The organism is Xylanibacter brevis P6B11 (genome assembly GCF_000621825.1).
GTDB classification, from domain to species: Bacteria; Bacteroidota; Bacteroidia; order Bacteroidales; family Bacteroidaceae; genus Prevotella; species Prevotella brevis.
The window spans coordinates 18,508-35,389 of record NZ_JHXG01000015.1 but is presented as its reverse complement, the minus strand read 5'-3'; the positions used below and the strand labels follow the sequence as shown (position 1 = coordinate 35,389).

The 16,882-nt window shown below is 47.8% G+C and carries 14 protein-coding genes and 1 pseudogene; 12 read left to right on the top strand and 3 right to left on the bottom strand.

Going from position 1 to position 16,882, the window contains the following annotated elements; translation table 11 throughout:
* Positions 1–135 precede the first annotated feature (135 nt).
* The 8 genes and pseudogenes from T496_RS13855 (at position 136) to T496_RS0109275 (ending at position 5,237) form a co-directional block, all read left to right on the top strand.
* Positions 136–585 carry an HU family DNA-binding protein gene (locus T496_RS13855; RefSeq protein ID WP_155808816.1) on the top strand — a complete coding sequence of 150 codons (450 nt, stop codon included), beginning with the start codon at positions 136–138 and terminating at the stop codon, positions 583–585.
* Between the two features lie 131 nt (positions 586–716).
* A complete protein-coding gene (locus tag T496_RS14975; RefSeq protein ID WP_155808454.1) occupies positions 717–818 on the top strand; it encodes a smalltalk protein in 102 nt (33 codons plus the stop codon).
* A 241-nt stretch (positions 819–1,059) separates the two neighbouring features.
* Positions 1,060–1,185, top strand: a pseudogene (locus T496_RS14970) (helix-turn-helix domain-containing protein); the annotation flags it as partial.
* Between the two features lie 58 nt (positions 1,186–1,243).
* On the top strand, positions 1,244–2,149 hold the full coding sequence (locus tag T496_RS0109295) for a helix-turn-helix domain-containing protein (RefSeq protein WP_027450509.1): 906 nt from the start codon (positions 1,244–1,246) through the stop codon (positions 2,147–2,149).
* 94 nt (positions 2,150–2,243) lie between these two features.
* A complete protein-coding gene (locus tag T496_RS0109290; protein WP_044110995.1) occupies positions 2,244–2,927 on the top strand; it encodes a dihydrofolate reductase family protein in 684 nt (227 codons plus the stop codon).
* Positions 2,928–2,961: 34 nt separating this feature from the next.
* Positions 2,962–3,537, top strand: a complete 576-nt coding sequence (locus T496_RS14450; RefSeq protein WP_155808814.1) for a cyclophilin-like fold protein — start codon at positions 2,962–2,964, stop codon at positions 3,535–3,537.
* Positions 3,534–4,070: a flavodoxin family protein gene (locus tag T496_RS0109280; protein ID WP_081783606.1), complete on the top strand. Its 537-nt coding sequence runs from the start codon at positions 3,534–3,536 to the stop codon at positions 4,068–4,070. Before T496_RS14450 ends, T496_RS0109280 begins: the two co-directional genes overlap by 4 nt.
* Positions 4,071–4,088: 18 nt before the next feature.
* Positions 4,089–5,237: an alpha/beta hydrolase gene (locus T496_RS0109275; protein ID WP_197018945.1), complete on the top strand. Its 1,149-nt coding sequence runs from the start codon at positions 4,089–4,091 to the stop codon at positions 5,235–5,237.
* A 286-nt stretch (positions 5,238–5,523) separates the two neighbouring features.
* On the opposite strand, the gene T496_RS0109270 is transcribed toward T496_RS0109275, so the two are convergent.
* The 3 genes from T496_RS0109270 to ppdK all read right to left on the bottom strand — a co-directional run bounded on the left by T496_RS0109270 (position 5,524) and on the right by ppdK (position 10,617).
* The gene (locus T496_RS0109270) at positions 5,524–6,354 is read right to left on the bottom strand and encodes a hypothetical protein (protein ID WP_027450505.1); all 831 of its coding nucleotides are present in this window, start codon (positions 6,352–6,354) and stop codon (positions 5,524–5,526) included.
* A 36-nt stretch (positions 6,355–6,390) separates the two neighbouring features.
* Positions 6,391–7,686 carry a Fic family protein gene (locus T496_RS0109265; protein WP_027450504.1) on the bottom strand — a complete coding sequence of 432 codons (1,296 nt, stop codon included), beginning with the start codon at positions 7,684–7,686 and terminating at the stop codon, positions 6,391–6,393.
* Between the two features lie 210 nt (positions 7,687–7,896).
* Positions 7,897–10,617, bottom strand: a complete 2,721-nt coding sequence (ppdK, locus tag T496_RS0109260) for a pyruvate, phosphate dikinase (RefSeq protein ID WP_027450503.1) — start codon at positions 10,615–10,617, stop codon at positions 7,897–7,899.
* Between the two features lie 267 nt (positions 10,618–10,884).
* Between ppdK and T496_RS13845 the strand changes: the two genes are divergently transcribed.
* From T496_RS13845 to T496_RS0109240, 4 genes are all read left to right on the top strand, one after another.
* Positions 10,885–13,245, top strand: coding sequence for a hypothetical protein (locus T496_RS13845; protein ID WP_155808812.1), 2,361 nt, complete (start codon positions 10,885–10,887; stop codon positions 13,243–13,245).
* A gap of 7 nt (positions 13,246–13,252) precedes the next feature.
* Positions 13,253–14,440: a glycosyltransferase family 2 protein gene (locus T496_RS0109250; protein ID WP_027450502.1), complete on the top strand. Its 1,188-nt coding sequence runs from the start codon at positions 13,253–13,255 to the stop codon at positions 14,438–14,440.
* A gap of 100 nt (positions 14,441–14,540) precedes the next feature.
* The gene (locus T496_RS13840; protein ID WP_081783605.1) at positions 14,541–15,794 is read left to right on the top strand and encodes an ATP-binding response regulator; all 1,254 of its coding nucleotides are present in this window, start codon (positions 14,541–14,543) and stop codon (positions 15,792–15,794) included.
* A 41-nt stretch (positions 15,795–15,835) separates the two neighbouring features.
* On the top strand, positions 15,836–16,858 hold the full coding sequence (locus tag T496_RS0109240) for an endonuclease/exonuclease/phosphatase family protein (protein ID WP_027450501.1): 1,023 nt from the start codon (positions 15,836–15,838) through the stop codon (positions 16,856–16,858).
* Positions 16,859–16,882 lie beyond the last annotated feature (24 nt).

The window sequence follows — 16,882 nt, the reverse complement described above, 5'->3', positions numbered from 1 at the left end:
TGCGATACATTTGAGGAACGGAGGATGGAGGCGCCAAACGGAGCGTTTAATGCCGGCAAACGGGACGAATGGGGCCACCAAACGAAATCCTCGGCAAAATCACAATTAACTTTAACCATTTAATACCTTAACACTATGCCTGTACTTTACAAAACTTATGTCAACCAGATGAGAAACTCTAAGATGTTCGGCAAGGTCTATGCCCGCATCGTATCGCTGAAGACCATGACCTACCCTGAGCTGTGCAAGCACATGGCGGAACACAACTCGGTGTATGGCACCGATGTCTGCCTGGGCGTTGCCAACAAGTTGCAGTCCTGTATTCTGGAGCAGCTGATGGAGGGCAAGAAGGTGCAGTTTGGCGACCTGGGTACGTTCTATCTCTCTACGCGCACCACGGGTGCCGACTCTGAGGAGGAGTTCAACCCGGCGTCCTACATGCACGGAATATACCTGCGTTTCCAGCCCAGTCGCATGGACTTGAACGACCTGACGTCGAAGTCACTGAAGAAGCGTGCCTCGCTCCTCAACGTGAAGGAGTTGGCGGGAATTGAGACCGCGAGTCAGGGGGAGAATGAGGACTAAACAAACAGACCCACCCCCGTTCCCCTCCCTGTAGGGAGGGGCGCTTTTACTCTCATCGTTGAGTTTGCGTCGTAGGCGCAACACCTCTCAGTTCTCAGTTCTCAGTTCTCAACTATTATTTTTTTATTACTATGAAAAACAAAATTGAAACTTGGAAGTTTATCGTGCAGACCATCATCGCCGTGCTCACGGCAATCGCTACTAGCCTCGGCGTAGCAAGTTGTATGAATTGACCCCTATCATCCGCTGAACTCCCCTCCCTTCCGCTCGAGCTCTGCTCGCTTGCTACCGAAGGGACGCAAGAAGGGGAGGGGCAGGGGTGGGGTCTGTAACTTCTTTGCAGTTAGAACAACACTGACCCCACCCCGCCCCCTCCCCTACATGGGAGGGGAGTGCCTACGGAGTCCTTGGATTTTCAACCGCATAGTACGAAAGATTCTCTTTTGTATGACAGGTACCTGGTACCTGTCATACCTGTACCAGATAGCTGAAATTATGAATTTCACTACGCTTTCATACTTCAGTCGCTATTGTACCAAGCACCTCGGCCAGTCGCCCAGCGAATACCGTCTGAGTCTGCAACCAAAGCTTGATTTGTAAGACTCATTTATGTTATTCTGCAGTTAATTCGAAGAAAATTAGTAACTTTGTACCCGCAATGAAGTTGGATCTGTATATCAACGAGGCTAACGACTATGCACGTGACATTCGTGTGCCAATCCTACATCCCCACGTCGCCATTATCCATTACGACGAGGTGGGCGAGATACGCCATTCGCTGAACCGCATCGACTGCTACGGCATCTTCCTGCAACGCGAGTTCCCTGAGAACCTGACCTACGGCATAGGCATCTACCACGAGGGCGACGGCTCGCTAATTGCTTTTGCTCCGGGACAAATTGGGGGCAAGCGCGATGACGGCAGCAGGCGGCAGTATCACGGTTGGGTGCTGCTGTTCGACCCTGTATTCATCCACGGCACGGAGATTGAACGACGCATGAAGGACTACCATTTCTTCTCGTACAACAACAACGAGGCACTCTTTCTGAATACCGAAGAGAAGGACACGTTATCGGGTTTGATGGCGAACATTCGAAGGGAGCTTCAAACAACTGATGACGATAATGTACAGGACGACATCGTGCGAGACTACATCCTGCTTATTTTGGACTACTGTAACCGTTTCTATGCCCGCCAATTTAAGGAGATGACAGCTGGCAGCAGCGACATCCTAGCCCGATTCCAACAGGTGCTTATCGACTACTACGACAAAGGCCGTCAGCGCACCGGGGGTCTCCCCAGCGTGAAATACTGTGCCAGCGAGCTGTGTCTGTCGCCTGGCTATTTCGGCGACATCGTGCGTGGTGCTTTGGGAGAGAGTCCGAAAGACTACATCAGAGGTTTCATCATCATGCGTGCCAAAAGTCTGATGCTTGGCGGCATGAGTATCACGCAAGTGTCCGATGCGCTTGGTTTCGAGTATCCTAACCATTTCACCCGCCTTTTCAAACAGCTAACAGGGCAGACTCCCTCACAATTTTTCGCCGAACAGCGCGAAAAATAAACAATCATCATTTTTGGTAGATTTATCCGTAATCCGTCTAAGCGGAGTATGGCTAAATCGTCGTACCTTTGCAGCGAATTTAAAACAAACAAGAATGAGACCATACGTAATTTGCCACATGATGGCTTCGCTCGACGGCAGGATAGACTGTGCAATGACAGAGCAGATTGACGACACGAACCACTACTACGAGGCACTAAAACAACTCGATTGCCCTTCGACGCTGGAGGGCAAGACAACGCTGGCGATGCACTATGCACAGACTGGCGAATTCCAACCGCAGAAAGCGCATGAGAATGCCGGGCAACAGATTTATCGGGCCACAGAGGCCAACGGTTATGCCATCGGCGTTGATACTCGCGGCACGCTACTTTGGGACGACGACACCACGGAGCTGTTCGGGCGTCCGCTGCTGATGATACTATCGGAGCAGGCCAGTGAGGAGTATCTGAACTATCTGAAGCAGAAACACATATCTTATATTACAACGGGGCGCGATGGCATCGACCTGGCATCGGCTTTAGAGACGTTGCGCACGGTGTTCGGCGTGAACCGTCTGGCCGTGGTGGGTGGCGGACACATCAATGGATCGCTGCTCGACCAGGGTTTGATCGACGAGGTGAGCATAATGTACGGCTACGGCATCGACGGGCGCGAGGGCATGACTGCTGCCTTCGACGGTAGAACGATGGAGCGGAACCCCGTCCGGCTGGCCTTCAAGAGCGTGGAGGAACAGGACGGAATCGTGTGGATGAGATACCAAGTCGTGAATTCATAATTGAAATTTGAGAATTGCGATGAAACAGTTTTTTATGATTTTAGTTGCGTTGCTTGTCATGTCATGCAACAGAGACGAGATTCAAGCACAGACAACGAACTACGAGACAATGACAACAAAGATGTACATCACTATCGATGGAAGGACTGAGGCCGTCACGCTGACCAATAATAGTGCCACACAGGCATTGGTCGCCAAATTGCAAGAGGCATCTGTCACGGTAACGCTTAACTCCAGTGGCGGTTTTGAGATATGGGGGGCACTGGGATTCTCGCTGCCAACAAGCAACGAACAGATCAATGCACGACCTGGCGACATCGTCCTTTACAACGGTAGCAATATCTGCATGTTCTACGGCACAAGCTCATGGAACTACACACTTCTGGGTAAAATTGACGGATTGTCGGAAAGTGAGCTGCGTACGTTCTTAAAGGCCGGCGAGAGCAACATTAGCGTCACGCTATCGCTTGCAGAGACTACAGGCATCAAGGGCCTCTCCCCCAACCCCTCTCCAGTTAGAGAGGGGAGAATTTACTCCCTGAATGGTGTGAAGATTGAGAATCCATCTAAGGGAATATATATAAAGAATGGTAAAAAAGTTATATTATGAAAAAAGTTATAGTTATTTCTACGAGCCTGCGTCGCGGCTCAAACAGCGATATGCTCGCTGACAAGTTCGTGGAAGGTGCCAAGAGTACCGGAAACGAGGTAGAAAAGATTTCTCTCGTTGGTAAGGAAATCCAGTTCTGTAAGGGTTGCTTTGGCTGTCAAAAGCTGGGCAAGTGCGTTATCAAGGACGATGTGAACGACATCATGGCAAAGGTACTGGAGGCCGATGTAGTATGTTGGGCTACACCTATTTATTATTATGAGATGAGCGGACAGATGAAGACTCTCATTGACCGCATGAACGCCATGTACTCGCAGGACTACAAGTTCCGTGATGTCTATCTGCTGACAACAGCTGCCGAGGAAGAGGAAGAGACTCCGAAGCGTGCTGAGATAGGACTGACGGGATGGATTGACTGTTATCCCAAGAGCCGCTTAGCAGGTACACTCTTCTGTGGAGGTGTGAACGAAGCTCGTGAGATAATGGGTAATCCCAAACTCCAAGAGGCATTTGAATTAGGAGAAAAGGTATAACATAGAAAGTAGAGAAAAATGAAAAGGTCTTTTTTCGCCACGATACTGATATGCAGTATCCTCGTAGCATGTAACAACAAACAAACTATTAATAACGATATGGAACAGAAGTTAGAATTAACACAAGAGTGGGACAAAGTGTTCCCGCTGAGCGAGAAAGTGAACCACAAGAAAGTGACGTTTGAAACCCAATATGGCCTGACGCTGGCGGCAGACCTCTATACACCAGCCTCCCCCGACCCCTCCAAAGAGAGGGGAGAAAAGTTACCTGCCATTGCGGTCTCTGGTCCCTTTGGTGCCGTGAAGGAGCAGTGCAGTGGACTCTATGCCATGAAGATGGCAGAGCGTGGTTTCGTAGCACTGGCTTTCGACCCTTCCTATACAGGTGAAAGCAGTGGTGAACCGCGTCGTACGGCATCGCCCGACATCAATACCGAGGACTTTATGGCAGCTGTCGATTATCTGTCGCAGTTGGAGAACGTCGATGCCGAGAAGATTGGTATCATCGGCATATGCGGATGGGGAGGCATCGCCCTCAATGCTGCCGCTGCAGATACCCGTATCAAGGCAACCGTTGCGAGTACGATGTACGACATGACACGTGTGAGCGGCAACGGCTATTTTGATGCCAACGACAACGAGCCTGACCGTCATGCCGCACGCGAGGCACTTTCCAAACAGCGCCTTTCAGATCCGAAGAAAATGGCAGGTGGAGTCATCGACCCACTGCCTGATGATGCGCCACAATTTGTTAAGGACTACTATGATTATTATAAAACAGAAAGAGGCTATCATACACGCAGCGGCAACTCCAACGATGGCTGGCGTGTCATCGGCACCCAGGCCTATGCCAATAGCCGCTTCCTATATTATATCAACGAGATTCGCTCTGCCGTCCTCGTGATGCATGGCGAGAAGGCCCACTCCCGCTACTTTGGTGAGGCAGCTTATCACTATATGGTTGATGGTAAGGCAGAGGGGTACAAGTTTGTTGGCGAACCCAATCCCAACCCAGAGAACAAGCAGCTGCTCATCATCCCAGGAGCCTCACATTGCGACCTCTACGATGGTGGATATACTGAACTCGTAGGTAAGGGCGAACCCAAGAATATGATTCCTTGGGATAAACTGGAGGAGTTTTTCAAAACGTATTTGAGTAAATCCTGAGTCCTCGATTGTAGACACACGTTCACCGCTGATGAACGCCTCTCCGCGGATAAGATTGTACTTCGACATCCTCTCAAATGAGATATAAAAAAGAGACCTGTCCATTAGGGCAGGTCCCTTTACATATTATATCAGTGTGATATTTACTCTTCGACAGCAGCCTGCGCGGCGGCTAACGGATGTTGATAATCAGCTATTTACAGGTTTAGTGTAAAGTACTGGCATCTGAAATCCGGCACATTCTGCGCGTTTTTACACATTCATAGCCACGATAAACGTGTGGAATTTATTTGTCTAACAGATATGGAAAAGTCCAAACAGCAATTCCATCGGCACGGAATTCGCCATTAATAAATGAAACTTTCCAAGGATGATAAGCCTTCAACAGACCTTCCATCTCAGTCGCAAGTCGCCGATTATCGTTGGGTTTAAGGACTTTTACTTCACATTCCTCAAGAATCCCTTGACTATTTACGCGAGCCTTCTTGATACTGAACATGATGCGCTTGGCATTTGCCAGCTCAGGATATTGTTCAATGTGTATCGGAAATAACCTTCGTAGTTCAGCGTTGTCCTTAACTTTATCAAAAGAAAAACCGTCTATGATGTAATTGTGATATACCTTCTTTCCGGTAACTATTCCTTTGTCAATGCTAATGATTTGTTCCTCTTCATAGTTCCGCTCAAAACCCATATGCTGATAGTAAATCACTTTGCCTTTAGCCACGCGGATGTCTTTCGTCAGCCAACTACACATGATGTGTCCTTCCTCAACATGCCGCTGGAACACGCGAAGCAAAGTGTCTGCTGGCACATAACAACTCATACGATTTTTGGTGACGGAGTCATAGAGCTGATATTGGATGCTGTCCAAGTAGAGCACATCCTGCTTGATACTCCAATAGGCCTTGAAGCCATCCCAGTTGGCTGTGGTCCAGGAGCGCTCTTGGGGCAGCACGGCTTTTAAGTCGTGACATAGCAGGGAGTCAGCACATACGGGTCTGCCCAGCAACTCCCACTGCGCACCATCTATATATATTACGTCACCTTCTTGACCTGTTGCATTTGCTGCAATTGCCAATATCAAATATTGAATGAATAAAAGGACTCTTTTCATAATACAAATAACGATAAATTCATATTTCTGTCTTATCTATTCCCTATTGCCCACAACGATATACGAGCAATATTTGCTGAGCAAATTGGACAATGGAAAATCACCTTTCTGGTAACGGTCGGCATCGAGTTTTAGAATTCTTTCGCATATAGTTTTCTTACCTTTATACAAGGCATTGAGATATGGAATGCCATTCTCCTCAGTAATGCTTACCTCTGTGAAGAATTGCGTCAAATCCTCTGCATCATAGACGATGGAGTAACTTGGGCGCTTGGCTCCGGGAATGTCCTCTTTCAGTATGTTCTTATCGACAAGATCCTGTATGTCACGTATGGCGGTGTCTTTCGAGCATTTCGCCAATGTCGACCAAGTCTTTGACGTAATCTTTGCCTCGTAGCCGTCAAGAAAGAGATTGAGCATCTGTGTCTGACGCTCTGTCATTGGAACAGACGATGCCTTCTGCCAGAAGAAACTCTTATTCAAGATTGTGGTCACGATGGTGTCAGCCTCGTCAAGGGCATCCACCAATTTCCGCATGTACCACACCAACCACTCTGTTATATCGCCATCGCCATGCTGCATCCGCTCCAAGATGTCGTAATAGTGGTTCTTATCCTTGTTAATCTGTGATGAAACATTGTAGAAACGAAACTCGCTTTTCTCTCCACGAGCCAGAAGCATGTCTGAAAGAATGCGGGCCAATCGCCCATTGCCGTCCTCGAAGGGATGTATGCTCACAAACCAGAAATGAGCAACGGCAGAACGAATGACGCTGCTTACTGGCTCATCCTTGTCGAACCATGTGAGGAACTTTTGCATCTCTTCTTCGACACGGTCAGGCGATGGAGCGATATAGTGGATCTTCTCACGTCCGAACATTCCACTAACAATATGCTCCTCGTTTGTACGGTACTGTCCTATTTCTATCTGGCTTCCTTCGCTATAACCCGAAGGAAAGAAAGCGGATTGCCAGGCGCACAATTTCTCTTTACTGAGAGGCATATCATAGTGCTGAACCGCTTCGAGCATTACACCAACAACGGAATCGACATAATGCGAAGGAGCAGTATATTTCACGTTCTCAATGCCAAGCTTTCTGGCAATAGACGAACGAACCTGATCCACGTTCAGCCGGATTCCTTCTATTTCCGAAGAATACACTACGTCGTAGGTCAGGTTCTCCGCCATCGCACGTAATTTGCTGTCAAAGCCCAGAGAGCTCAACCTCCCGTAAAGCAGACCTTGTTTACGGAATACTATCTCCTGAAGGAGTGACACCTGCGAAGTGTCCCAACGGAAGTTTGTCCAATTATCTCTTTCGTGTATATACATAACGCGTACTTTATGCAACGAAATATATTACCCAACGTCGCAAATTCTGCGACAAAGATACTGAAATAATGCTGAATCACCAAACAAAAACGCAAAATATCGCATATTTTGCGACGTTTTTACCTATAAATCGTCAATTGTCCACTTGTGGACAAAAAAAAAGAGACCTGCCCAAACGGACAGGTCCCTTTTACTTATATCAGAGAGATATTACTCTTCTACAGCTGCCTGCGCGGCGGCGAGGCGTGCGATGGGCACACGGAAGGGAGAGCAAGATGCGTAGTTCATGCCAATCTTAGCACAGAACTTCACAGAGCTGGGCTCACCACCATGCTCACCACAGATACCGCAGCGGAGGTCAGGACGTACTTCACGGCCTTCTTTAACGGCAAACTTGATGAGACGGCCTACACCCTTCTGGTCGAGTACCTGGAATGGGTCAACCTTCAGAATCTTCTTGTCAAGGTAAACAGGCAGGAACGAAGCGATATCGTCGCGGCTGTAACCGAAGGTCATCTGAGTCAGGTCGTTGGTACCGAATGAGAAGTACTGAGCCTCCTCAGCAATACGATCGGCAGTCAAAGCAGCACGAGGAATCTCAATCATCGTACCAATCTCGAACTCAACCTCGATACCCTCTGCAGCGAATACCTCTTTGGCAGCGCTCTGGATAACTTCCTTCTGCTGCTTCAGCTCGTACATTGTACCAATCAGAGGTACCATAATCTCTGGCATAGGATTCTTACCCTCCTTCTTCAGCTCACAAGCAGCGCCCAGGATAGCCTTGGTCTGCATAGCAGTGATTTCGGGGAAGGTGATACCCAGACGACAACCACGGTGACCCAACATGGGGTTGTTCTCTGCCAAAGAGTCAACACGACGCTTGATATCCTCTACGCTAACGCCCATCTCTTTAGCCATTGTCTCCTGACCAGCCAAATCGTGGGGAACGAACTCATGCAAAGGAGGATCGAGCAGACGGATGTTAACGGGCAGACCATCCATAGCCTCAAGGATTCCCTTGAAGTCGGCCTTCTGATAAGGCAGCAACTTAGCCAAAGCCTTCTCACGTCCGGCAACACTGTCAGCGAGAATCATCTCACGCATAGCGATGATCTTCTTATCCTCGAAGAACATGTGCTCAGTACGAGTCAGACCGATACCCTTAGCGCCGAACTCACGAGCGAGCTGAGCATCACGAGGTGTATCAGCATTGGTGCGAACCTGCAGCTTGGTGTACTTGTCGCAGAGATCCATCAGCTCCTTGAAGTCGCCAGAGAGCTCGGCAGCCTTTGTGGGCACCTCGCCAGCATAAACCTGACCTGTGGTACCATTCAGAGAGATGTAGTCACCTTCTTTATATACTACGCCGTCAATCTCAACAGTCTTGTCTTTATAGCTTACATTCAGAGAACCAACACCTGATACGCAGCACTTACCCATACCGCGAGCCACAACAGCAGCGTGAGAGGTCATACCACCACGAGCAGTCAGGATACCCTCTGCAGATGCCATACCAGCCAAGTCCTCAGGAGAGGTCTCGATACGTACGAGTACTACCTTATGTCCATCGTTGTGCCAAGCTTCTGCATCGTCAGCGTGGAACACGATCTGACCACAAGCAGCACCAGGAGATGCAGGCAGACCCTGAGCGATCACCTTAGCCTGAGAAAGGGCCTTCTTATCGAATACGGGGTGCAGCAGCTCGTCGAGCTTCTGAGGCTCGCAGCGCATGATGGCAGTCTTCTCGTCAATCATACCCTCGTGGAGCAGGTCGATGGCAATCTTCACCATAGCGGCACCAGTACGCTTACCATTACGTGTCTGCAGGAACCACAGTTTGCCCTCCTGTACGGTGAACTCCATATCCTGCATATCGTGATAGTGGTGCTCCAGCTTATCCTGGATGCTATTCAGTTCTGCATAGATCTCAGGCATAGCTTCCTCCATTGAAGGATACTTAGCAACGCGCTCTGCCTCAGAGATGCCAGCACGCTCAGCCCAGCGCTGAGAACCGATCTTTGTGATCTGCTGTGGTGTGCGGATACCAGCAACCACATCCTCACCCTGTGCATTCACCAGATACTCACCGTTGAACAGGTTTTCACCATTGGCAGCATCACGGCTGAAGCATACACCAGTAGCAGAGGTATCACCCATGTTACCGAATACCATAGCCATTACTGATACAGCTGTACCCCACTCGTCGGGAATACCTTCCATCTTACGATAGAGGATAGCGCGCTCGTTCATCCAAGAACGGAACACAGCGCAGATAGCGCCCCACAACTGCTCGATAGGATCATTGGGGAAGTCCTTACCGGTGCGCTCCTTGATGGCAGCCTTAAACAGCTTAACCAACTTCTTCAGGTCCTCTACAGAGAGGTCCTTATCCAGAACGACACCACTCTCTTTCTTAACCTTCTCGATGATCTCCTCGAATGGGTCGATATCAGTTTTGTTGACGGGCTTCATCTCCAATACCACGTCACCGTACATCTGTACGAAACGACGGTAAGAGTCATATACGAAGTGAGGATTGTTGGTCTTAGCAGCCATACCCTCAGCCACTTCATCGTTCAGACCCAGATTCAGGATAGTATCCATCATACCAGGCATAGAAGCACGAGCACCAGAACGAACAGAAACCAGCAGTGGGTTCTTGGCATCGCCGAACTTACAGTTCATCAAGTTCTCAATATGTTTTACAGCTGCCATTACGTCATCATTCAGCAGCTCCATAATCTTCTGCTGTCCTACCTGATAATATTCATTGCAGCAGTCAGTAGTAATTGTAAAACCTGGAGGAACAGGAACACCAATGTGGTTCATCTCAGCAAGGTTTGCACCCTTACCACCGAGCTCCTCACGCATCTTTGCATTACCTTCGGCCTTACCATTACCGAAGAGGTAAACTCTTTTTTGACTCATAAAGTTAGTTTTTTATAACGATTAACAATAATATTTTTGTTTTATTTTGCGCAAAGTTACGTGATTTTTCGGATATTGCCAAACAAAATAAGGAAAAATTGCAAAGCCGACGTGACAATTTTAGAATTTTACATTTATATCCCGTTTTCAATTTATATAATAATTGTTCGCGCGAATGATATTATATTTTTCCCCGCTCCTTAGGATAATAAAAAAAAACTTCGTACCTTTGCACTCACGAACTTTTTACTAACTATCACATAGGCAATGATACTAACTCGTTTTTTAACTTCATTTGCACTCACAGTAGTTGCCCTGCCACTACTCCATGCCCAGGCACCTACAGTAGAAACTAATCCACGCTATGCACGCGGAGCCACCATGGCATTCGCACGAATCCAATCATCAAAAGCAGCAACAGGTACATCAATTTCCGAAAGAGGCATTTGCTGGAGTGAGCATCCTCAACCTACAATAGAAGACAATACAACTACGACAGCCCTACCCGCTCACAAAACAGAACTGCAGGCTGGCATCTATTGGTTGAAAGACCTAACCCCTGCCACAAAATACTACATGCGAGCCTATGCAAAAGCCAGCAACGGCTCTGTAGGCTATGGAGAAGAAATCAAGTTCTACACACTCCCCATGGGCACCATCACCCTCCAAATGCGAAGCGGTGGTGATGAAGCTACCTACAACCGCATCAAGCAGGCATCAGAGAAGGCTGTTGAATATTGGAACAATCTGACAGAGATAAAGGGTTTTTCAGCGAGTGTTGGATACGATGCCGGCGTAAAAACAGCCGACTGTTCCTATGGTGGATGGATCCGGGTGGGCGGCAATACCTCATATCAGCGTACCGGAACCATTCTTCACGAAATGCTTCACGGTATTGGCGTTATACCTTGGAATGATACAGAATGGAGTCGCCACACGCTGCGTTCTAGTGTGAATAACGACGGATATGGTTCTGGCTTATGGCTGGGTGAACGCGTCACGGAGTTAATACGTTTCTTGGCAAACAACAACACAGCAACGCTCAATGGCGACTATCAGCACTTGTGGCCATTCGGCATCAACGGTGCGGATGAGGACAACGGTTCTGAATCGCTTTATATTGCCAACGGACTGGTATGCCAAGCCTTAGGCGAGGATGGACTTCAGCACACTAAGTCATTATTTGCTGAGCCCTACTACGCTTTCAATCAGGAAGATGACACCAAGTACTACCTGAAGAACGAGTCGAGCGAGTGCGGTCTATACACATCTTATCTTGGCATCAACGAGAGTGGAACACTCAAGAACATTGTCACAAGCGCTCAAGATGCTACAAAGAACGACAGCCTGGCTTGGTACATCTCGTTTACACCAGACAATCAATACTACCAGTTCCGCAATGTTGCTACAGGTCGTTATCTCACCTACAATTTATTGTTTCGCACCACAGATGCCGCAGAACCCGGAAGCGCTGAAGACTTCCACGTGATGAAAGGCCGAGTAGATATTTGCACTGGCAACAATGCCAAACGCGGCTATTGGCTTATTAGCCCCAATAGCACATGGACACCTAAAACATTGACAGCAACAAACACAGGAAGTGTTAGTGGAACGAAATTCGATATCACAAATGGTGCAAAAGCACAACGCTGGCTGATTCTCAAGGCCGACGAACTGAGCAATTTAGAGACAACCGCAATTGAAGAACTTAAGCAGCAGATATACGCTAACCTACAGAAAGTCAGGACGTTTCTAGACGTTCCTCACCAGGAGCTCAAAGAGGATGCCGACGCTAATTTCATAAAGACGATCCAAACCATTGACAGCATAATAACGAATAGTACCAATGTCACAGAACTGTCATCGTTGACCGAGGATATCAGGCAGGCCACCTACCAATTCCTTTGTAATGTGACCCCAACAGATGCCAAGCATCCATTCGACTTGACATTCATGATGACCAACCCGGGTTTCGACGCCAACGATGGTTGGTCGGTAGAACCTACGATTAACAATTCATGCGCTGAGTTCTTCCAGAAGACGTTCGACATCAATCAGACACTTCGCAAGATGCCTGCTGGCAACTATTCCGTCAACGTACAAGGCTTCTGTCGCCCTGGTGCTCCAGCTACGGCCTACAATGACTTTATAGCAGGCACCAACAACTCGTCTGTGGTAATCTATGCAGGTACAAAGTTCCAAAAGTTAGCGCATATCGCCTCGGAGGCGCAAGATAAAAGAATTGCTGCAGGCGACATACAGGTGAGCAGTAAGTTTATTCCTAACGACATGGCCTCATCAAGTGCGTACTTTGCCAAAGGCTACTATAGCAATAGTATCATCACATCGGTTGCACAGAACGGCAACGACCTAAAGATCGGACTTCGTACTACCAACATGCCATCAAACTATTGGTGCTGCTTCGACAATTTCACCATTTCGTTCTATGGCAACATGGATGCAGAAACCATCACTACCGACATAGCGCCTCAGGCAGTCACAGCTTCCAAGACATTCAACGTCTATACGCTAGACGGACGCCAGATACTGAGAAATGCGCACGAACTAAACAGTCTGCCACGTGGCCTCTATATCGTCAACGGACACAAGGTGGTTGTAAACAAATAGCACCGATATGCTTACACTAAAACTCATATTTTGGATCCTATTGGCTCTCGTAATCTACACTTACGTAGGGTACGGAGCCCTTCTTTTTGTCATACTGAAAATCAAGCGGTTAATGGGGTTCAGAAACACCGAACCCTCTTTACCTTCCGATGAGCAACTGCTTCCTCATGTCACTCTGATGATATGCGCCTACAACGAACAGGACATCATTGAAGAGAAGATGGAGAACATTGCTCGCCTGAACTACCCTCAGAACAAACTGACCGTCATGTGGGTCATCGATGGCAGTACCGATAGTTCTTTCGAGAAATTGCAGAACTATCCCAACGTAAAGGTAGTATTCCGACCAGAAAGATTGGGAAAAGCAGCTGCCATCAAACATGGATTGGATCACAACGATGCCGAATATGTGATCTTCACTGATGCCAACACAATGCTCAACGCAGATGCCATCCGCGAGGTTGTGAGACAGTTCATGAAGGACAACGTGAGCTGCGTATCTGGTGAAAAGCGAGTTGCTTCACGACAATACGGACAAGTGGCGTCTGAAGGTGAAGGTCTCTACTGGAAATACGAAAGCACTCTGAAACGCTGGGACAGCGAACTCTATTCAGCAATGGGAGCCGCCGGTGAACTGTTTGCCATCAAGATGAGCGACTATCACGAAGCGCCCTCAAATGCGCTGCTCGACGATTTTATGATCTCCATGCTCATGGTAAAAGATGGCCATCGCATCGCTTACACCCATCAGGCCTACGCCATGGAATATGGTTCTGCCGACATGAACGAGGAATCGAAACGCAAACGTAGAATTGCTGCTGGCGGACTGCAAAGCATCTGGTGGCTGCGCAGCCTGATGAATCCTTTCGCCCACCCCAAAGTGGCATTCCAGTTTATTTCCCATCGCGTACTGCGCTGGAGCCTCACGCCAGTAGCCATGATGCTCTTAATTCCCATCAGCATCATGCTGACAGCCTATCGTGCAGGCCTCATCTACGACCTCTTAGCCGCTGCTCAATTAGCATTCTACACAGCAGCCTTTTTCGGATGGTGGTTGGCTCAGAAAGGCCGCAAGCACCGCCTACTCTACACCCCCTACTATTTCCTCTTCATGAACCTAAACGTCTTCAAAGGCATATTCTATTTAATCGGGCACAACAAAAGTGGAACGTGGGAAAAGGCCAAAAGAGGATAAATTTTGAAAAAAACACAATTATTTTTTGCTAGTTTTCAAAAAAAGCATTAATTTTGCATACAGAATTATCTATAGATAGTAAGTCAGCGCAAAATCGACAATGAGTCACGACGAAAAAGAAATATTAGAACAGAAGTTTGCCGACGCGAGTCATAGACTTAACATGGCCTACCAGGAGTTAGAATTGGCAAACAAAAAATTGAAGGAATATGAGGAAAAAGCAGCTAAAGCCGAGAAGGCCAGCCGCATGAAATCATTATTCCTGGCAAACATGTCTCATGAAATTAGGACCCCCTTGAATGCCATTGAAGGCTTTTCAAGGATTATGGCTGAGACCGATTCGTTCGATGAGCGAATGACTTATATGGAAATCATTGAGAGCAACAATAGTCGTTTGCTAAGTCTCGTCAATGAGATTCTTGACCTTTCAAGAGTAGAATCAGGTGAAATTGTTATCAAGAATGCATCCACAGACCTCAACAGTCTGATGGGTAGCATTAAGCAGCTGTTCAAGTTCCGCTGTTCAGAGTCTGTCAACCTGACCTGGACAAAGCCAAACATGCCCGTGGTGATGACAACCGATGAAAACCGCCTGACGCAAGTCTTTTCAAACCTCATCTCTAACGCATTGAAGCACACGCCCAAGGGCACTATCACATACGGCTACCGCCTGATCAACGAGGGTTCTACTATTGAGTTCTATGTCAGTGACACAGGTTCTGGTATCTCGCCAGAGTTCATCGATAAGATCTTCGATACCTATGCATCAAAGGATGCCGAGCAACAGCAAGGCTATGGTCTAGGTCTGGCACTCTGTCGCATCATCGTAGAGAAGATGGGCGGACGTATCACCGTAAAATCAAGATTAGGTGAAGGTTCTACATTCACCTTTACACTGCCATTCCACGGTTCTTTTGGTGGAATGAGCATGACCGGCCGCACCACAACACAGAATATGCGCACACTGCGCGTGAGCAACCGCAAGGACGAGTCAGAGCTGAAGAAAGTCCTGGTAGCTGAAGACGAGGAGAGCAACTACGAGTTGGTGCGCATCGTTCTTCAGAAGCGCTATCGCCTACTTAGAGCTCACAACGGTATTGAGGCTGTGACGCTGAACGAAGAGGAGAAACCCGATCTCATTCTGATGGACATCCGTATGCCCGAAATGGACGGTCTCGATGCAACCCGCATTATCAAAGAGATAAATCCCGATACCCCTATCATTGCACTGAGTGCCTATGCTTTCAACGAGAATATCCAGGAAGCAAAGGCTGCCGGATGCGATCTTTTCCTGGCAAAACCCTTCAAAGTTGAGGAGCTACTGGAAACCATTAAGAAATTCATCGGAGAATAAATTTCATGGGTAAGAAAGCAATCTACAAATATTTTTCTTTTATGATATTGGTTGTCACCATGCTGATGGCAACCTTCACTTTGTTTGGCATCTTTGGTGGCAGCGCAGACCCTACTACCAGCACTGCCTTGGCTATGTTGGTATATATTCTACCGCTACTCATCCTAGACAATATTATCATACTGATTTTCTGGTCAATACGCCGCAGATGGCATTGGACACCATTACCTATCATTGCCATACTTTTCAGCATACCATACTTGGGAACTATATATCAAGTTAAGATATTCAAAGGATGGAAAAACGCAGGTAAGACTTTGACTGTAGCCACCTATAACGTGGCACGCTTCGGTCGAGAAACATCTGGTTTTAAAGCCGAGGATATCTTATCTGAAATGAAGAAGCACGAGGTAAATATACTTTGCATGCAGGAGTACTTGGACACCAGCGGCGACAAGTTGAACTCAGACAAATACAAAGAGAGATTCCCATTCATGGCCACGGGCTATGACGACATGGTGATTTATAGCACCTATCCTATCAAAGGTTCCGAGACCATCTCGTTTGGCAGCAACACCAACAACAGTGCCATGTGGGCCGACATCAGCATCAGAGGCAAGATGATACGTGTGTTCAACGTGCACTTGGAGACTACAGGTTTCAACCGCACCATGCACAATGTTGCCAAGATCCAAGCTCAGGGAATCGAAGTAGAAGAGAATTCTATCATCAGAGCGCTATGGGGCAAATATACGATGGGCATGGCTGTACGCGCCCAGCAGGCCACCATGGTGGCAGAGCAGATAGCAGCATCACCCTACCCCGTCATCGTGTGCGGTGACTTTAACGATGTGCCATACTCCTACGTTTATAAGACAATGTTGGGCAATCTGGAAGATGGATTCAAAGAGTGCGGCAAGGGCTTTATGTTCACCTATCGAGGTGCCAAGAGCGTGCGCATTGACTACATTTTCCACGACAAGTCGCTGGATGGCATTGACTACTACAAGCAGAATCTAAGTTATTCAGACCACTATCCGGTCTATATGGAAATAGCTCTCTAATCAATAGGGAGCTATTTTTTATTA